The following is an 18161-nucleotide window of genomic DNA, read 5'->3' as shown; positions in this document are numbered from 1 at the left end:
AAACAGAGGTTCCAGAATGGCGAACACAGCCTACCCAGCGTCATATTACGCCGCTTCGGCCAATCCGGCGCCTTCGCGCCCTGCCCTGCAGGATGACGTCGAAACCGATGTGTGCGTGATCGGCGCCGGTTATACCGGCCTGTCGTCTGCACTGTTTTTGCTGGAGAACGGTTTCAAGGTCACCGTGCTTGAGGCGGCCAAGGTGGGCTTTGGCGCGTCGGGTCGCAACGGCGGGCAGATCGTTAACAGTTACAGCCGCGACATTGATGTGATCGAGCGCAGCGTCGGTCCGCAGCAGGCGCAGTTGCTGGGCGACATGGCGTTCGAGGGCGGGCGGATCATTCGCGAGCGGGTGGCGAAGTATCAGATTCAGTGTGATCTGAAGAACGGTGGTGTATTCGCCGCCCTCACCGCTAAACAGATGGGCCATCTGGAGTCGCAGAAGCGTTTATGGGAGCGTTTCGGTCATACCCAATTGGAACTGATGGATCAGCGACGTATTCGCGAGGTGGTGGCTTGCGATGAGTATGTGGGCGGCATGCTCGACATGAGCGGCGGGCATATTCATCCGCTCAACCTGGCCTTGGGCGAAGCAGCGGCGGTGGAGTCGCTGGGTGGGATCATTTATGAGCAGTCGCCGGCGGTGCGCATTGAGCGCGGCGCCAGTCCGGTGGTGCATACCCCGCAGGGCAAGGTCAGGGCCAAGTTCATTATCGTGGCGGGCAACGCTTACTTGGGCAACCTGGTGCCGGAGCTGGCGGCCAAGTCCATGCCGTGCGGCACGCAGGTAATCGCCACCGAGCCGCTGGGCGATGAACTGGCTCGCAGCCTATTGCCCCAGGATTATTGCGTGGAGGACTGCAACTACTTGCTCGATTACTACCGGCTGACCGGCGACAAGCGCCTTATCTTCGGTGGCGGCGTGGTGTATGGCGCGAGGGATCCGGCGAACATTGAGGCGATCATTCGGCCGAAGATGCTCAAGGCGTTCCCGCAGCTCAAGGATGTGAAGATCGACTACGCCTGGACCGGAAATTTCCTGCTGACGCTGTCGCGTCTTCCGCAGGTCGGGCGGCTGGGGGATAACATTTATTATTCCCAGGGCTGCAGCGGCCATGGCGTGACGTATACGCACTTGGCGGGCAAGGTCTTGGCCGAGGCGCTGCGTGGTCAGGCTGAGCGTTTTGATGCGTTTGCGGACCTGCCCCACTACCCTTTCCCAGGCGGTCAGTTGTTGCGTACGCCTTTTGCGGCGTTGGGGGCTTGGTATTACGGGTTGCGGGATAAGTTGGGGTTCTGAAGCGGCCAACAACAAGGGCTGCTTCGCAGCCCAGCGGGAGCAAGCTCCCTCGCCACGGGGCCTGTTCCAATCTTTCAAATTCCGAAAACAAAAAACCCCGGTCTTTCGACCAGGGTCCTTGCTATCGACTAGAAGATAACTTTGCAGCTTTCTTCTTAGCTTCAAGGCGTTCAGTGGGCCTCGAAGCAGATATGGCGCAGCGGACGGGACTCGAACCCGCGACCCCCGGCGTGACAGGCCGGTATTCTAACCGACTGAACTACCGCTGCGTATCGCTATGGACTTGCGTCCAGTTAACTCGTCTGATCTAAACCCTTGGGCTTAAATCTCGAACCAGGCGAACCTGCTTCGGAAAATATGGCGCAGCGGACGGGACTCGAACCCGCGACCCCCGGCGTGACAGGCCGGTATTCTAACCGACTGAACTACCGCTGCGCGTCGGTGGAGGCTTTTGACAGCTTCCATCTTGCTTTCGCAAGACTCTCAAGAAACATGGTGGGTGATGACGGGATCGAACCGCCGACATTCTGCTTGTAAGGCAGACGCTCTCCCGGCTGAGCTAATCACCCTTTGCTGCGTTGAGGCCGCGAAATTTACGCAGGTACCGAAGCTAAGTCAATAGCAGCGTTGGATTTTTTTCAAAAACAGTTTCAAGCGGCGAGCTTCAAGCGACAGGTCAAAAGCAGTGGAGCCGCACCACCCTGCTTGCAGCTCAAAACTTGCCGCTTGTAGCTGCTCTTCATTGATAAATCATCTTCTTGGACATGCCGCCGTCAACGATGAATTCTTGGCCCGTGACGAAACTGGCGTTGCGCGACAACAACCACGCCACCATCGCCGCCACGTCTTCTACCGTGCCTACCCTGCCCGCCGGATGCTGGGCATGATCGGCGTCGGTCAATGGCTCTGCGCGACGTTGTGATGGGTCCCGCGCATCGATCCAGCCAGGGCTGACCGCGTTGACGCGGATCTCCGGGCCCAGGCTGATCGCCAGGGCGTGGGTCAGCGCCAACAGACCGCCCTTGCTTGCGGCATAGGCCTCGGTGTCGGGCTCCGATTGCGCGGCGCGGGTCGAGGCCAGGTTGACGATGGCGCCGTTGTGGGCACGCAGGTAAGGCGCGCAATGCTTGGCCAGCAGCATCGGCCCGCCGAGGTTCACCGCCAGGACCCGGTTCCAGTGAGCCAGGTCCAGGCTTTCCAGGATGATGTTGTGCGGGTCGGCGATGGCCGCGTTGCACACCAGCGCGTCGAGCCGCCCGAACTGTCCGAGCACCTCGGCAATACCGGTGGCGACCTGCGCCTCGTCCGCCACATCCATCGTGACGAACCAGGCGTTGTCGCCCAGGGTTTTCGCTACCTTGGAACCACGCTCGCGGTCCAGATCGGTCAGCACCACTTGCCAGCCTTCACAGATCAGCCAAGCGGCAATGCCCAGGCCGATCCCCCGCGCGGCGCCCGTCACCAGGGCAACCCGGCCGTGAATACCGCTCGGCGGCGTTGCCAGCTCGATCACAGGGCCGCCAACCCGCGGGCCAGGTCGGCTTGCAGGTCCGCTACGTCTTCCAGGCCGACCGCAACGCGGATCAGGCTATCGCGAATGCCCGCCGCTTCACGCTCCTGTGGCGACAGGCGGCCATGGGACGTGGTGCTCGGGTGCGTGATGGTGGTCTTGCTGTCACCCAGGTTGGCGGTGATGGAAATCAATCGAGTGGCATCGATGAAGCGCCAGGCGCCCTCCTTGCCTCCCTTGACCTCGAAACTCACCACCGCGCCGAAACCGCGTTGCTGGCGCGCCGCCAAATCGTGTTGCGGATGGCTCTTGAGCCCGGCGTAATGGACTTTCTCGATGCCGTCCTGCTGCTCCAGCCACTCGGCCAGGAGCTGGGCGTTGGCGCAATGGGCTTTCATGCGCAGGCCGAGGGTTTCCAGGCCTTTGAGGAAGATCCAGGCGTTGAACGGGCTGAGGGTCGGCCCGGCAGTGCGCAGGAAACCCACCACTTCTTTCATCTGCTCGCCACGACCGGCGACAACGCCGCCCATGCAACGGCCCTGGCCGTCGATGAACTTGGTGGCCGAATGCACCACCACGTCCGCGCCCAATTTGAGCGGCTGTTGCAGCGCCGGGGTGCAGAAGCAATTGTCGACCACCAGCATGGCGCCCTTGGCGTGGGCGATTTCCGCCAGCGCGGCGATGTCGACCAGTTCGGCGAGCGGATTGGACGGCGATTCGACAAACAGCAGCTTGGTATTGGCCTTGACCGCGGCATCCCAGGCGGACAGGTCCGCCAGGGGTACGTAGTCGACCTCCACGCCAAAGCGCTTGAAGTACTTCTCGAACAGGCTGATGGTCGAGCCAAAGACGCTGCGCGACACCAATACATGATCGCCGGCGCTGCACAGGCTCATCACGACCGCCATGATCGCGGCCATGCCGGTGGCGGTGGCGACGGCTTGCTCGGCACCTTCCAGGGCGGCGATGCGCTCCTCGAAAGCCCGCACGGTCGGATTGGTATAACGCGAGTAGACGTTGCCCGGCACCTCGCCAGCAAAGCGCGCCGCAGCATCGGCGGCGGTGCGGAAGACGTAGCTGGAGGTGAAGAACATCGGATCGCCATGCTCGGCTTCCGGTGTACGGTGCTGACCCGCGCGAACCGCCAGGGTATCGAACGCTACGCCTTCGAGGTCGCTGTCCAGCCGACCGGCATCCCAATCCTGACTCATGCTGTCACTCCTTAATCGGTTAAACGCAAACCGGCCCCTCAGGGCCGGTTCGTTAATCAGTTGTTGTACAGATCGATGATCGCGCTGACCGCCTGAGTCTTGGCCTTGGACGCATCGTTACGCGCGTTCTCGATCCGGTTCAGGTAGGCCTCGTCGATGTCGCCGGTGACGTACTTGCCGTCGAATACCGCGCAATCGAACTGCTCGATCTTGATCTTGCCGCCGCCGACCGCTTCGATCAGGTCCGGCAGGTCCTGGTAGATCAGCCAGTCGGCGCCGATCAGGTCGGCGACTTCCTGGGTCGTGCGGTTATGAGCGATCAGCTCATGGGCACTCGGCATGTCGATGCCGTAGACGTTCGGGTAGCGCACGGCCGGGGCCGCCGAGCAGAAATACACATTCTTGGCACCGGCTTCGCGGGCCATCTGGATGATCTGCTTGCAGGTGGTGCCGCGCACGATGGAGTCGTCCACCAGCATCACGTTCTTGCCGCGGAATTCCAACTCGATCGCGTTGAGCTTCTGGCGTACGGATTTTTTCCGCGCAGCCTGGCCCGGCATGATGAAGGTACGGCCGATGTAGCGGTTCTTCACGAAGCCTTCGCGGAACTTCACGCCCAGGTGGTTCGCCAGCTCCAGGGCGGCGGTTCGGCTGGTGTCCGGGATCGGGATGACCACGTCGATGTCGTGGTCCGGACGCTCGCGCAGGATCTTGTCGGCCAGCTTCTCGCCCATGCGCAGGCGCGCCTTGTAGACCGAGATACCGTCGATGATCGAGTCCGGGCGCGCCAGGTAGACGTGCTCGAAGATGCACGGGGTCAGGCTCGGGTTGGTCGCGCACTGGCGGGTATACAGCTTGCCGTCTTCAGTGATGTAGACCGCTTCGCCCGGGGCCAGGTCGCGAATCAGGGTAAAGCCCAGCACGTCCAGGGACACGCTTTCGGAGGCGATCATGTACTCGACGCCCTCGTCGGTATGACGCTGGCCGAATACGATCGGACGAATGCCGTGAGGGTCACGGAAACCGACAATGCCGTAGCCGGTGATCATCGCCACCACCGAGTAGCCACCGACACAACGGTTGTGCACGTCGGTCACGGCGGCGAACACGTCCTCTTCGGTCGGCTGCAGCTTGCCGCGCTGGGCCAGCTCGTGGGCGAACACGTTGAGCATCACTTCCGAGTCGGAACTGGTGTTGACGTGGCGCAAGTCAGATTCGTAGATCTCCTTGGCCAGTTGCTCGACATTGGTCAGGTTGCCGTTGTGCGCCAGGGTGATGCCGTACGGCGAGTTGACGTAGAACGGCTGGGCCTCGGCCGACGTCGAGCTGCCTGCTGTCGGATAACGCACATGCCCAATGCCCATGTGGCCAACCAGGCGCTGCATGTGGCGCTGATGGAACACGTCGCGCACCAGGCCATTGTCCTTGCGCAGGAACAACCGGCCGTCATGGCTGGTCACGATACCGGCAGCGTCCTGGCCGCGGTGCTGGAGCACGGTTAGCGCGTCATACAGCGCCTGATTGACGTTCGACTTACCGACGATACCGACGATGCCACACATGCGACGCAACCCCTACTTAATGGATCTGAACTGAACAACACTCACTGCGGCGTTTTGGCCATCGGCGAGAGGTGTTCCTTGAACGGTATTTCAGCGGGTACGCTGATACCGCTGGCAAGCCACTGACTGCTCCAACCCAGGATCAGGTTCTTGGACCAGTCTGCGACCAATAGAAATTGTGGCACGAGCCGGGACTCCTGCCACCACGTATCCTGTTGTACCGGCCCCAGGCTCAGCAGCCCGACGGCCACGACCACCAGCAACGCGCCACGCGCCGCGCCGAAGGCCATGCCCAGGAACCGGTCCGTCCCGGAAAGCCCGGTGACGCGAATCAGTTCGCCGATCAGATAATTGATCATTGCGCCCACCAGCAAGGTGGCGATAAACAAGATGGCACAGCCCGCGATCACGCGAGCCGATGGGGTTTCGATGTATCCGGCGAGGTACTGGGACAGCGAGCCACCAAACATCCAGGCTACGACTCCCGCGATGATCCAAGTCAGTAGCGAGAGGGCTTCCTTGACGAAGCCGCGGCTCAGACTGATCAATGCGGAGATGGCGACGATTGCAACGATCGCCCAGTCAACCCAGGTAAATGGCACGGTGCAGCCTACAGACGGATAAGGCGGCGCATTTTAGCAGAGCGCAGGGCTGTCGGTAAGCTGCATGGCTCAAATCAGCTAAATGGCCGTTCAACCGCGCTCTGGCTGGAAACGCACCACGAAACCCTTGAGGTTCTGCTGGCGATTGAGCAGGTCACGCAGGCGGTCGGCTTCGGCACGCTCGATCAGCGGGCCGACAAACACCCGGTTCTTGCCATCGGCGGAACGGATATACGCGTTATAGCCTTGGCTGCGCAGGTTTTTCTGCAGTTTTTCAGCGCTTTCGCGGCTGGTGAGGCTCGCCAGTTGCACTGACCAACTGACCGACAGACCGTTGGCATCGACGCGACTTTGCGTGGTGTCCGGCTTGGTGGCGGGGGTGATCGGCTGGCTTGGCGGCGGCTTGACTGATGGTGTGGCCGGAACAGGTGTTGGCGCAACGACCGGCTTGCTCGGCGCCGACGGAGCAGGCGCTACAGCAGCGGGGGCGGAGGCAGTCGGCGCGGAAGGCTCAGCGGATTGCCCGGCCAGTTCCTCGTCACTCGGAACAGGCTCTTGAGGCAATGCCTGCGGCTCGGGCACCGCCACCGGCTCGACCTGTACCGGCGGCACGGCGGGCGCCTGGGGCGCGGCGGGCGCATCAACCGTGACCTGGCGCTGCTCGTCCTGACGGGAAAACAGCATCGGCAGGAAAATCACTGCCAGGGCCACCAATACCAAGGCCCCGACCATGCGCTGCTTGTACGCTTTATCCAGCAATGCCATCTGCAGCTTCCTCCGTGGAGCGCCGGGCTAGCCATTGAAGGGCCTCGGCAACGCAAAAAAATGATCCGAACAGCAGGATCTCATCAGCGGCCGTCGCCAGGGCGCACTGCCCTTCCAACGCGTCAGCCACGCTGCCATGGGCATCAACCGAAGCGCCACGACGCTGCAGCGCTGCCTGCAACTCGCTTGCCGGACGCGAGCGCGGTGAATCCAGCGGCGCCACGGCCCAATGCTGGACACTAGCATTCAACGCGTCGACAACGCCATCCAAGTCCTTGTCCGACAGCAGCCCGAACACCGCCAAACGCTTGCCTGCCACCGACCGTCGCGCCAGGCGCTCGGCCAGGTACTGGGCCGCATGGGGGTTATGGCCGACATCCAGCAGCAGGTTGATGCGCTTGCCTTGCCAATCGAACGAGCGGCGGTCGAGACGACCGACGACGCGGGTTGCCTGCAACGCCTGCACAATCTGCCCGGCGTCCCAAGGCAAGCCCAACAACGAGTAAGCCTGGAGCGCCAGCGCGGCGTTTTCCATCGGCAGGTCGAGCAGCGGCAGATCGTGCAGCTCCACCGGGTTGCCCTTGGCATCGGTGCCGCGCCACTGCCAATGCTGCTCGGTCATCGCCAGGTCGAAATCCCGTCCGCGCAGGAAGAATGGGCAGCACAGCTCGCGAACCTTGTCCAGCAAAGGCTGCGGCGGATCGAGGTCGCCACAGAGCGCGGGCGCGCCCTGGCGGAAGATGCCGGCTTTTTCGAACGCCACGGATTCGCGGGTATCGCCCAGGTAATCGGCATGGTCCACGCCGATGCTGGTAACCAGCGCGACGTCCGCATTGACAAGGTTGACCGCATCCAGCCGTCCGCCCAGGCCGACTTCCAGCACGACGGCATCCAGGCCGGCACGGGCGAACAACCAGAACGCTGCGAGGGTGCCCATCTCAAAATAGGTCAGGGAAATCTCGCCTCGCCCGGCTTCCACCGCCGCGAAGGCTTCGCACAGCTCGGCATCAGTGGCTTCGACGCCATTGACCATGACCCGTTCGTTATAGCGCAGCAGGTGCGGCGAGCTGTAGACCCCGACGCTCAGCCCCTGGGTACGCAGCAACGAAGCCACGAAGGCGCAGGTCGAGCCTTTGCCATTGGTGCCGGTGACCGTGATGACCCGGGGCGCCGGCTTGGCCAGTCCCATGCGGGACGCTACCGTTTGCGAGCGCTCCAGCCCCATGTCAATGGCCGATGGATGCAACTGCTCGAGGTAGGCAAGCCAGTCGCCCAGGGTACGTTGGGTCATAGGCCAGCAGGCGCCGGTGGAACCACAATCGGCTCGATCGGTGCGGCGACGAAGGTCGGCGTCGGCAGACCCATCAGTTGCGCCAGCAGGTTGCCCAGGCGCGGACGCAGCTCCTGGCGGTGGATGATCATGTCGATGGCGCCGTGTTCCAGCAGGAACTCACTGCGCTGGAAGCCTTCCGGCAGCTTCTCGCGCACGGTCTGCTCGATCACACGCGGGCCGGCAAAGCCGATCAGCGCCTTCGGCTCGCCGACGATGACATCGCCGAGCATAGCCAGGCTGGCAGAAACGCCGCCGTAGACCGGGTCGGTCAGCACCGAGATGAACGGAATGCCTTCTTCACGCAGACGCGCCAGCACCGCCGAGGTCTTGGCCATTTGCATCAGGGAAATCAGCGCTTCCTGCATCCGCGCACCGCCGGAAGCGGCGAAGCAGATCATTGGGCAGCGATTTTCCAGGGCATGGTTGGCAGCACGCACGAAGCGCTCGCCGACGATGGCACCCATCGAGCCGCCCATGAAGGAAAATTCGAAAGCCGAGACCACCACCGGCATGCCCAGCAGGGTGCCGCTCATGGATACCAAGGCGTCCTTTTCACCGGTCTGCTTCTGGGCAGCGGTCAGGCGATCCTTGTATTTCTTGCCGTCGCGGAATTTCAGGCGGTCGACTGGCTCCAGGTCAGCGCCCAGTTCTACACGACCTTCTGCGTCGAGGAAAATATCGATACGGGCACGCGCGCCAATGCGCATGTGGTGGTTGCACTTGGGGCAAACGTCCAGGGTCTTTTCCAGCTCGGGACGGTACAGCACCGCCTCGCAGGAAGGACATTTGTGCCACAGACCTTCAGGCACCGAGCTTTTCTTCACCTCGGAACGCATGATCGAAGGGATCAGTTTGTCTACCAACCAGTTGCTCATGCTTTCTTTCTCCAGTACCGGCGGCCCGAACGCTTTGGTTCGCGGCCCCGCGTATGCCCTTGAGCTCAAATTCATTGTGCGGCGAGGATTGAGAAACCACCGCGGTCAGCGCGAAACATGACCTGCGTCCAGCCCAACCATCCCCTGCCATCCCGGCAACCGCTCCACGGCGATTGCCCCTACGCTATCGGCCCACCCGGAGGCGGCGCCTGCCTGCTTTGTACAGTGCAGGTATGGACGGCGGCAGTCTGCCAGCCGTCACATTGACTACTGGCTGCCGCGAACTGCCGCCATGAATGCACGAATCTTCGCCGGATCCTTGATGCCCTTGGCCTGCTCCACCCCGCCACTGACGTCCACCGCATAGGGGCGAACCTGGGCGATGGCTGCGGCGACGTTCTCCGCCGTCAGGCCGCCGGCGAGGATGATCGGCTTGTCCAGGCCTTGCGGCACCAGCGACCAATCGAACGCTTCGCCGGTGCCGCCAGGAACGCCCTCCACATAGGTGTCCAGCAAGATACCGCTGGCACCAGCAAAAGCCGCGCAACTGGCCGCGATGTCGTCACCGGCCTTGACCCGCAACGCCTTGATATACGGGCGATGCCAACCTTCGCAATCGGCGGGTGTCTCGTCACCGTGAAACTGCAGCAGGGCCAGCGGCACCGCATCGAGTATCTCGCCCAGCTCGCAACGGCTGGCGTTGACGAACAGGCCAACCGGCGTGACGAACGGCGGCAGCGCCCGGATGATCGCCCTCGCCTGTTGCACCGTCACCGCTCGCGGGCTCTTGGCGTAGAACACCAGCCCGATGGCGTCCGCACCGGCCTCGACCGCTGCCAGCGCATCTTCGACGCGGGTTATTCCGCATATCTTGCTGCGAACGACCGGCATGGTGGGTAAAACCTCAAGCAAATCCGTGAAAGTCCCGGATGGTAACAAATGCAACGAAGGCCGTCAGCCGTCGAGTTCCGAGAACCCCGTGAGGAAATGTGGCCCGATGTAACGCTCCGGCAGCTCGAACTCATCGTGGTATTGCACCTGCACCAGATACAAGCCAAACGGGTGCGCGGTGACGCCACCGGAACGGCGGATGCGGCTTTCAAGCACTTCCTTGATCCATTCCACCGGCCGCTCACCCGCGCCAATGGTCATCAGCACACCGGCGATATTGCGCACCATGTGGTGCAGGAAGGCGCTGGCACGGATGTCGAGCACGATCATTTTGCCGTGACGGGTCACGCGCAAATGATGCAGCTCCTTGATCGGCGACTTGGCCTGGCACTGGCCGGCGCGAAAGGCGCTGAAATCATGGACACCGACCAGGCACTGCGCGGCCTCGGCCATGCGCTCGACGTCCAGCGGGCGGTGGTTCCAAGTGATCTCTTCGTTCAGGTGCGCCGGGCGGATCTGGTCGTTGTAGATCACATAGCGATAACGCCGGGCGATGGCCTTGAAGCGCGCATGGAAGTGTGCAGGCATGGCTTTGGCCCAACTGACGCTGACGTCGTGGGGCAAGTTGATGTTAGCGCCCATCACCCAGGCTTTCATCGAACGCTCGACCTGAGTGTCGAAATGCACCACCTGGCCGCAGGCATGCACGCCGGCATCGGTCCGGCCGGCGCAATGCAGCGACACGGGCGAGTCGGCGACTTTGGACAGCGCGTTTTCGAGGGTTTCCTGCACCGTCAGTACCCCGGAGGCCTGACGTTGCCAGCCGCGATAGCGCGAGCCTTTGTATTCAACGCCCAGGGCGATCCGGAAAAAGCCGTCGGCCGCCATTTCGGCGGCCGGGTTGTCTATGTTTGCCAAGGAATTACAGCCTGCTGAGATACGCAAAGGCGGGCATTATAAGCCCGGAGCGACGGGATGCCAGTGCAACCGCTGGTCCTTCGCCACGATGAATCGCACGCAAACAAAAACGGCAGCCTCATCGGCTGCCGTTGTTGGTCTACCGCTGGCTCACGCCAGGCGCGAGAGCATTTCCTGCGCTTCACTCTTCTGCGTGGCATCGCCTTCGTTGAGGACTTCGCCAAGGATATCCCGGGCGCCATCGTCGTCGCCCATGTCGATATAAGCCTGGGCCAGGTCGAGCTTGGTTGCCACTTCGTTGGTGCCGCTGAGGAAGTCGAAGTCTTCCGGTTCATCGCCAGCACTCGCCAAGGCGTCTTCGGCGGTGAAGGTTGGCTGGCTCAGGCTGTCGGACAGGCGATCCAACTCGGCGTTGACATCATCCAACTCCGACTCGAAAGCATCTTTCGGCCGGTCCTGGGCGTCCATTTCGTCGGCCAGGGACAGATCGAAATCCGCTGGCAGCTCAAGATCGTCGGACGGGGTGTCATCCAGGGCAGGCGTGTCGGCAACTGGCGTGTCCAAGCCCTTGAGATCGTCGTCCAGGTCCAGCAGGAAGTCTTCATCAGCCAAGGCTGGCGCCGGAGCATCGGCGCCCAGGTCCAGGTCGAAGTCCGACAGATCGTCGAGGCTTTCGTTAGCCTGATTGGCTTCGGTCTGCTGCTTGAGCAGCGCCTCGAAGTCCAAGTCGTCGTCGGCTGGAAATGCGTCCAGCTCGACAGCAGGCTCCGACACCGCAGGTGTCGGTGTCTCCAGATCGTCCAGGCTCAAGTCAAAGGCACTGTCGAGTTCTTCATTGGTCGCTGGCGTGTCTTCCAGCAGCGACTTGACGTATTGAGCATCCAGCTCGGCGGCGACTGCCGCAGCGGCCAAGCCTGCGCCGGCGGCAACCGCCATGGCCGGGAAACGGCTCTTGAGCTGTTCAACCTGGGCGTAGTTCTCGCCGTTGGCAACCAGTTGGCGCTCCTGGGCGACAAAGGCATCGCGGTCGCCTTGCTGGCCATAGACTTCCATCAATTTCAGCCGCAGGTCGCTGCGCTGGGGCTCGGCCTTGATGCCTTGCTCCAGCAGGTCAGCGGCCTGGTTCAAGCGACCGCGGTCGATGTGAGACTGGGCTTGGGGCAACACATCGTCATCGGAAGGCTCCGCGGCCGGTGCCACCAACGGTGCGGCGATTGGTGGCGTGACGATTACCGGCGCAACCAACGGAGCGGGCTTGGGTACGGGCGCCGGGGCTGGCTTGGGCTCGAGCTTTACGCTTGGCGGTGGAACGTCAATGCCCTCGAAGCTGCTCGGGGGCAGATCGAGCTCCGGGGAGAAGTCGGCCTCCTCCTCGAGGGCTCGGGCCATGCGCAGATGTTTCTCTGCTTCCTGCTGGGCCTTGCGGCGACGGGCGAGCAACAACAGCAGGAGCAAGAGGACCAACGCGCCACCGCCGATCAGCCCCAACAGGATCGGATTGGTCAGCAGGTCGTTGTACTTTTTCTCATCGGAAGCAGCAGGTGTCGGCTCGACCGGAGTGGCCGGCGGAGTCGCCTCTGGGGCGGCTTCGGGTGCTGGCGTTGCTGTCGGCGCTTGTGCCGACGGCCCAGGGGTCAACTCTGCCGACATCGTCGGAGTCGACTCGCCGGCCGGAGGAACCGCGACGCCCTCGCCCTGCATCTTGGCCAGTTGATTGTTCTTCAGCTCGATCAGGCGCTGCAGCTTGTCCAGCTGGCTTTGCAGATCGGCCATGCGGCTTTTCAGTTCTTCATTGTCGCGGCGGGCCGAATCGAGGCTCTCCTGCGTCACCGCAAGCTTGTCGCTCAGAACCTGGGCATCGCCAGCGGCTCCTTTGCCCTTGTTGCCGGCCTTCGCCGACTCGGCGGAAACCAGGCTCAGGTTATCGCGATCGGCCGCCTGGGCTGGGGCGCCTTCATTAGCGCCACGCTTGGTGGCATCCAACTGCTGTCGACCGTTACCTGCCACGCCCCGACGCCCTTGGCGCCAGGCGGCATTCTGCGCGGCCACTTCAGCGATGGCCTGGGGTTGTGGCAACGCGGTGCTTTGCACTGGGTCCGGCAGGCGCAGGACTTGGCCGGTCTTGAGCAGATTGATGTTGCCGTTGATGAATGCGTTCGGATTCAGCGCTTGAATCGCCAGCATGGTCTGCTGCACGGACCCGCCATTGCGCACCTTGGCGGCGATTTCCCACAGGGTGTCGCGCGGCGTGGTGGTGTATTGGGAGGGCTTGGTGGCGCCGGTGACTGGCGAAGAGACCACTTGGGACGGCTTGGCCCGGGCGGCATCGGCGGCCTGCGGCGAGAATTTGGACGGATCGATCAGCACACTGTAGTCGCGCAGCAAACGGCCATTGGGCCACATTACTTGAACGAGGAACTTGACCATGGGCTCGGTCATTGGCCGGCTGGACGTCACCCGCAGGACGCTCTTGCCGTTGGCGTTGATCACCGGGGTGAAGCTCAGGTCATTGAGAAACGCCTGGCGATCGATGCCGGCCTTGGCGAATTCTTCGGCCGGAGCCAGGCTTGGCACGACTTCGGCGGCCGTCAGCTGCTGGACATCGAGCAACTCGATCTCAGCCACAAGAGGTTGGTTCGGCGGCGACTTCAGGGTCAATTCCCCGAGCCCGAGCGCTTGCGCCATACCGGAGGACAGCGCCGAGGCGGCCGCTATTGCTAACACCAGTTTGCGAACTTGAACCATAGCCTCTTCCTTTGTTTGAACATTCCTCGGCCAGCGAGAAGGTGTTGATGCCGCTGCCGTAAGGCATTGCGCGCAGCCCCGAAGCGACGGCGCGCGCGATCGTTTCACTCATGCCCAGGAGAAGTCCCCGGGAGGGAGGTTCGCCTTCAGCATTCTGACCAAGCATAGCGCCCAGCTAGAACCATTCGACAAATTGTTGCCAAGTATCTTTTACAGCAGGTCTTTTATCAACAACTCAGCCACCTGCACCGCATTGAGCGCCGCCCCCTTGCGCACGTTATCTGACGTCAGCCACATATTTAGTTCCGCCGGGTCGTCGATACCGGCGCGCACGCGTCCGATATAAACCACGTCCTGCCCCACCGCATCCCCCACCGGGGTCGGGTAATCGCCTGCGTCTACCAGCTCGACGCCAGGGGCCGCTTCCAGAGCTGCGTTGATCTTCGCCAGGTCAACGGCACGGGCAGACTGCACGGTCACGCTAAAGCTATCGCCAAAAAACACCGGGGCTTGAATGCAAGTGACGGAAATCTTTAGCAAAGGTTGCTCCAACACCTGGCGCAACTCGCCCACCAGGCGCTTTTCCAGCGATGTGTGACCCTGTTCGTCGGGAGCACCGACCTGGGCCAGCAGGTTGAATGCCATCTGCCGGTCGAAAAATTTCGGCTCAAGTGGGCGAGCGTTGAGTAACTCGGCGGTCTGGCGCGCTAGCTCGCTCACCGCCGCGCGCCCTTGGGCGGACACGGCGAGGCTGGCGGTCAGGCTGATGCGTTCCATCTTCAGGCATTCGCGCAGCGGCGCCAATGCAACGGCCAACACCGTCGCCGAGGCGCTGGGGCTGCTGACCTGGATCGGCTTGCGCAGGCCAGCCAGCTTCTTCGGGTTGGCCTCCGGCACAATCTGCGGCGCCTGTTCTGGCGGCAACGCGCCGGACAGGTCTATCAGGGCACAACCGGCAGCCGTGGCACGCGGGGCAAAACTCAGGGTGACCGCCGGTCCGGCCGCGAAGAACGCCAGCTGGACTTTGCTGAAATCAAATTCATCGACCTCACGTACCCGCACGTTTTTGCCGCGAAACATCACCGAGCTTCCCGCCGATTCGCTGCTGGCCAGCAGGTGCAGGGTGCCAACCGGGAAATCCCGCTCTTCGAGAATCTGGACTAGGGTTTCGCCGACAGTACCGGTGGCGCCGATCACGGCAATATCAAAGGACTGGCTCATGGGTCTACCTCAGGTAACACGTGGGGAGCGGCACTTTACCGGGTGGCTGGCGGGCAAGCAATTGAGCGCAGGAAAACCGCTGCCGGCCCATAAAAAAACCCGCACCTCTCACAAGGCGCGGGTTCTTTCACGGCAGCAACCGATCAACGTTCGAGCAGGATCCGCAACATGCGACGCAACGGCTCGGCCGCGCCCCACAACAGTTGATCGCCAACGGTGAAGGCACCGACGAATTGCGACCCCATGTTCAGTTTGCGCAGACGCCCCACCGGCACGTTCAGGGTGCCGGTGACCTTGGTCGGGCTCAGCTCCTGCATGCTGGTTTCGCGATTGTTCGGCACCAGCTTGACCCAAGGGTTGTGCTGGCTGATCAGGCCTTCGATGTCGGCAATCGGCACGTCTTTGTTCAGCTTGATGGTCAGCGCCTGGCTGTGGCAACGCATGGCGCCGATGCGCACGCAGATGCCGTCCACCGGGATCGGGCTCTTGAAGCGACCGAGGATCTTGTTGGTTTCGGCCTGGGCCTTCCACTCTTCACGGCTCTGGCCGTTAGGCAGTTCCTTGTCGATCCAGGGGATCAGGCTGCCGGCCAGCGGTACGCCGAAATTCTCGGTCGGGTAGGCATCGCTGCGCATCGCCTCGGCGACCTTGCGGTCGATATCGAGGATGGCGCTGGCCGGGTTCGCCAGCTCATCGGCAACGGCGCCGTGAGTCACGCCCATTTGCTTGATCAGCTCTCGCATGTGCTGCGCGCCGCCACCGGACGCCGCTTGGTAGGTCATGGCGCTCATCCATTCCACCAGGCCGGCTTCGAACAGGCCGCCGAGGCCCATCAGCATCAGGCTGACGGTGCAGTTGCCGCCGATGTAGTTCCTGGTGCCCGCATCCAGCTGCTGGTCGATGACCTTGCGGTTGACCGGGTCGAGGATGATCACCGCGTCGTCCTGCATGCGCAGGCTGGAAGCGGCGTCGATCCAGTAACCCTGCCAGCCGGCTTCACGCAGCTTGGGGAACACTTCGCTGGTGTAGTCGCCGCCCTGGCAGGTCAGGATCACGTCGAGGGTCTTGAGCTCTTCGATGCTGTAGGCATCCTTGAGCACACCGGTGTCCTTGCCCACGGACGGGCCCTGGCCACCAACGTTGGAGGTGGTGAAAAACACCGGCTCAATGAGATCGAAATCCTGCTCTTCCAGCATTCGCTGCATGAGCACGGAACCGACCATGCCGCGCCAACCGATCAGACCTACACGTTTCATCGCAACTACACCTATACAAAAGTGGGCCACCGTCGAAGCGGTGGGCCCGAAAGATTACAGATTCCGCAGCGCGGCGACTACTGCATCGCCCATTTGCTGCGTACCGACTTTGGTACAACCCTGCGACCAGATATCACCTGTGCGCAAGCCCTGGTCCAGGACCACGCTGACGGCTTTTTCGATCGCGTCGGCGGCATCGTTCAAACTGAAGCTGTAGCGCAGCATCATCGACACCGACAGGATGGTCGCCAACGGGTTGGCGATGCCCTGCCCGGCGATGTCCGGCGCCGAACCATGGCACGGCTCGTACATGCCCTTGTTGTTGGCGTCCAGGGAGGCCGACGGCAGCATGCCGATGGAACCGGTGAGCATCGACGCTTCGTCGGACAGGATGTCGCCGAACAGGTTGTCGGTGACGATCACATCGAACTGCTTCGGCGCGCGCACCAGTTGCATGGCGGCGTTGTCGACGTACATGTGGCTCAGTTCGACATCCGGGTAATCCTTGGCCACCTGCTCGACCACTTCGCGCCACAGTTGGCTGGAAGCCAGCACATTGGCCTTGTCCACCGAGCAGAGCTTCTTGCCACGCACGCGAGCCATGTCGAAGCCAACCCGGGCGATGCGGCGGATTTCGCTTTCGCTGTACGGGAGGGTGTCGTAGGCCTGGCGCTCGCCGTTGTCCAGCTCACGGGTGCCACGCGGGGCGCCGAAGTAGATACCGCCGGTCAGCTCGCGGACGATTAGGATGTCCAGGCCCGAGACGATTTCCGGCTTCAGGCTCGAGGCATCGGCCAGTTGCGGGTAAAGGATCGCCGGCCGCAAATTGCCGAACAGGCCCAGTTGCGCACGAATCTTCAGCAGGCCGCGCTCAGGGCGGATGTCACGTTCGATCTTGTCCCATTTCGGGCCGCCCACGGCGCCCAGCAGCACGGCATCGGCAGCACGGGCACGGTCCAGGGTTTCGTCGGCCAGCGGCACACCGTGCTTGTCGATGGCCGCGCCGCCGATCACGTCGTGGCTGAGTTCGAAGCCCAGGCCGTACTTATCGTTCGCCAGCTCCAGGACCTTGACCGCCTCGGCCATGATTTCCGGGCCAATGCCATCACCTGGGAGAATCAGAATCTGCTTGCTCATGCTTTCCTCATTTGCTCTGTCGGGACACGCCTCTGGGCATGGCCGGAAAAAATGTTATCGCTCGGCCCACAGCACCAGCACATCCGTACTGAACGAACCATCGGCCTCAATCTGAAAATATTCACGCACTTCATCGCCCATCGAGCGCTGCAACTCAAGAATCGCCGCTCGCATCACTTCCGGAGTGCGCATGCGCTCGACCCACGATGGGTACTCCAGGCGCAAGCGCTGACGGGAGGTGCTACGGGTGTGCAGCCCCGCCTCGCTGACCTGGCGCAACCACTCGGCGGCCGAATAGTCGCGCACATGGCTGGTGTCGCGCAGCACTTCGACGCTTTGCAAGTAGGTATCGAACAGCGGCGTGCCCGGCGACAGGATGTCGATGAACGCCATCACCCCACCCGGCTTGAGCACCCGACGAACTTCCCGCAGCGCCAGGCCCAGGTCGCTCCAATGATGCGCTGAATAGCGGCTGAAGACGAAATCGAACTCGCCGGCGGCAAACGGCAAGCGCTCGGCGGCGCCACGTACCGTGCTGATATTGCCCAGGTCACGCTCCGCTGCCGCCGTGGCGACTACGTCGAGCATTTGCTGGGACAAATCATAAGCCACCACTTCACCGGCCAGCGGCGCCACGTGGAAACTCACATGGCCGGCGCCGCAGCCCAGATCCAGCACGCGGGCATCGCCGCGACCGGCCAACGCCGCCTGTAGCAGTGCGAATTCAGCACCCTGGGCGTGCACGGCACTGCTCAGATAGGCCGAGGCCTGTTCACCGAATTGCTTTTGTACAACCTGACTGTGGGCGGCGCTGGTCATGGGATGTCCTTATGGT

At 62.6% G+C, this 18161-nt stretch carries 15 protein-coding genes and 3 tRNA genes; 1 reads left to right on the top strand and 17 read right to left on the bottom strand.

From position 1 onward, the window contains the following. The first annotated feature begins 16 nt into the window (after nt 1-16). Entirely contained in the window at nt 17-1300 is a 1284-nt protein-coding gene (locus J3P82_RS09105) for an NAD(P)/FAD-dependent oxidoreductase (RefSeq protein ID WP_434562406.1), read from the top strand. A 192-nt stretch (nt 1301-1492) separates the two neighbouring features. Here J3P82_RS09105 and J3P82_RS09100 read toward each other — a convergent pair. The 17 genes from J3P82_RS09100 to J3P82_RS09020 form a co-directional block, all read right to left on the bottom strand. After that, a tRNA-Asp gene (locus J3P82_RS09100) sits at nt 1493-1569 on the bottom strand. Between the two features lie 89 nt (nt 1570-1658). Beyond that, nucleotides 1659-1735, bottom strand: a tRNA-Asp gene (locus J3P82_RS09095). 58 nt (nt 1736-1793) lie between these two features. Further along, a tRNA-Val gene (locus J3P82_RS09090) sits at nt 1794-1869 on the bottom strand. A gap of 170 nt (nt 1870-2039) precedes the next feature. Next, a complete protein-coding gene (locus J3P82_RS09085) occupies nt 2040-2813 on the bottom strand; it encodes an SDR family oxidoreductase (RefSeq protein ID WP_434562404.1) in 774 nt (257 codons plus the stop codon). Beyond that, nucleotides 2810-4021 carry an O-succinylhomoserine sulfhydrylase gene (locus J3P82_RS09080; protein WP_434562402.1) on the bottom strand — a complete coding sequence of 404 codons (1212 nt, stop codon included), beginning with the start codon at nt 4019-4021 and terminating at the stop codon, nt 2810-2812. Before J3P82_RS09080 ends, J3P82_RS09085 begins: the two co-directional genes overlap by 4 nt. A 56-nt stretch (nt 4022-4077) precedes the next feature. Further along, nucleotides 4078-5583, bottom strand: coding sequence for an amidophosphoribosyltransferase (gene purF / locus J3P82_RS09075; protein ID WP_030142021.1), 1506 nt, complete (start codon nt 5581-5583; stop codon nt 4078-4080). A gap of 41 nt (nt 5584-5624) precedes the next feature. Further along, nucleotides 5625-6185 (bottom strand): CvpA family protein, encoded by a 561-nt coding sequence (locus tag J3P82_RS09070; RefSeq protein WP_434562400.1) that lies wholly within the window; start codon nt 6183-6185, stop codon nt 5625-5627. Nucleotides 6186-6275: 90 nt separating this feature from the next. Then, nucleotides 6276-6950, bottom strand: a complete 675-nt coding sequence (locus J3P82_RS09065) for an SPOR domain-containing protein (RefSeq protein ID WP_434562398.1) — start codon at nt 6948-6950, stop codon at nt 6276-6278. Then, nucleotides 6934-8241, bottom strand: coding sequence for a bifunctional tetrahydrofolate synthase/dihydrofolate synthase (gene folC / locus J3P82_RS09060; protein WP_434562396.1), 1308 nt, complete (start codon nt 8239-8241; stop codon nt 6934-6936). The genes J3P82_RS09065 and folC overlap by 17 nt, the downstream gene beginning before the upstream one ends. Beyond that, nucleotides 8238-9158 (bottom strand): acetyl-CoA carboxylase, carboxyltransferase subunit beta, encoded by a 921-nt coding sequence (accD, locus tag J3P82_RS09055; RefSeq protein WP_434562394.1) that lies wholly within the window; start codon nt 9156-9158, stop codon nt 8238-8240. Before accD ends, folC begins: the two co-directional genes overlap by 4 nt. Nucleotides 9159-9425: 267 nt before the next feature. Next, entirely contained in the window at nt 9426-10049 is a 624-nt protein-coding gene (locus tag J3P82_RS09050) for a phosphoribosylanthranilate isomerase (protein WP_434562392.1), read from the bottom strand. A gap of 63 nt (nt 10050-10112) precedes the next feature. Then, entirely contained in the window at nt 10113-10937 is an 825-nt protein-coding gene (truA, locus tag J3P82_RS09045) for a tRNA pseudouridine(38-40) synthase TruA (protein ID WP_434563758.1), read from the bottom strand. Between the two features lie 180 nt (nt 10938-11117). After that, the gene (locus tag J3P82_RS09040) at nt 11118-13712 is read right to left on the bottom strand and encodes a FimV/HubP family polar landmark protein (RefSeq protein WP_434562390.1); all 2595 of its coding nucleotides are present in this window, start codon (nt 13710-13712) and stop codon (nt 11118-11120) included. 210 nt (nt 13713-13922) lie between these two features. Continuing rightward, the gene (locus J3P82_RS09035; protein WP_434562388.1) at nt 13923-14933 is read right to left on the bottom strand and encodes an aspartate-semialdehyde dehydrogenase; all 1011 of its coding nucleotides are present in this window, start codon (nt 14931-14933) and stop codon (nt 13923-13925) included. A 143-nt stretch (nt 14934-15076) separates the two neighbouring features. Further along, nucleotides 15077-16189: an aspartate-semialdehyde dehydrogenase gene (gene asd / locus J3P82_RS09030; protein WP_434562386.1), complete on the bottom strand. Its 1113-nt coding sequence runs from the start codon at nt 16187-16189 to the stop codon at nt 15077-15079. 54 nt (nt 16190-16243) lie between these two features. Then, nucleotides 16244-17326, bottom strand: a complete 1083-nt coding sequence (leuB, locus tag J3P82_RS09025) for a 3-isopropylmalate dehydrogenase (RefSeq protein ID WP_434562384.1) — start codon at nt 17324-17326, stop codon at nt 16244-16246. A gap of 54 nt (nt 17327-17380) precedes the next feature. After that, nucleotides 17381-18145, bottom strand: coding sequence for a class I SAM-dependent methyltransferase (locus J3P82_RS09020; protein WP_434562382.1), 765 nt, complete (start codon nt 18143-18145; stop codon nt 17381-17383). Between the last annotated feature and the right edge of the window lie 16 nt (nt 18146-18161).

The organism is Pseudomonas sp. Z4-20 (assembly GCF_051131955.1).
Taxonomy (GTDB): domain Bacteria; phylum Pseudomonadota; class Gammaproteobacteria; order Pseudomonadales; family Pseudomonadaceae; genus Aquipseudomonas; species Aquipseudomonas marvdashtae.
This window is presented reverse-complemented; position numbering and strand designations above follow the sequence as displayed.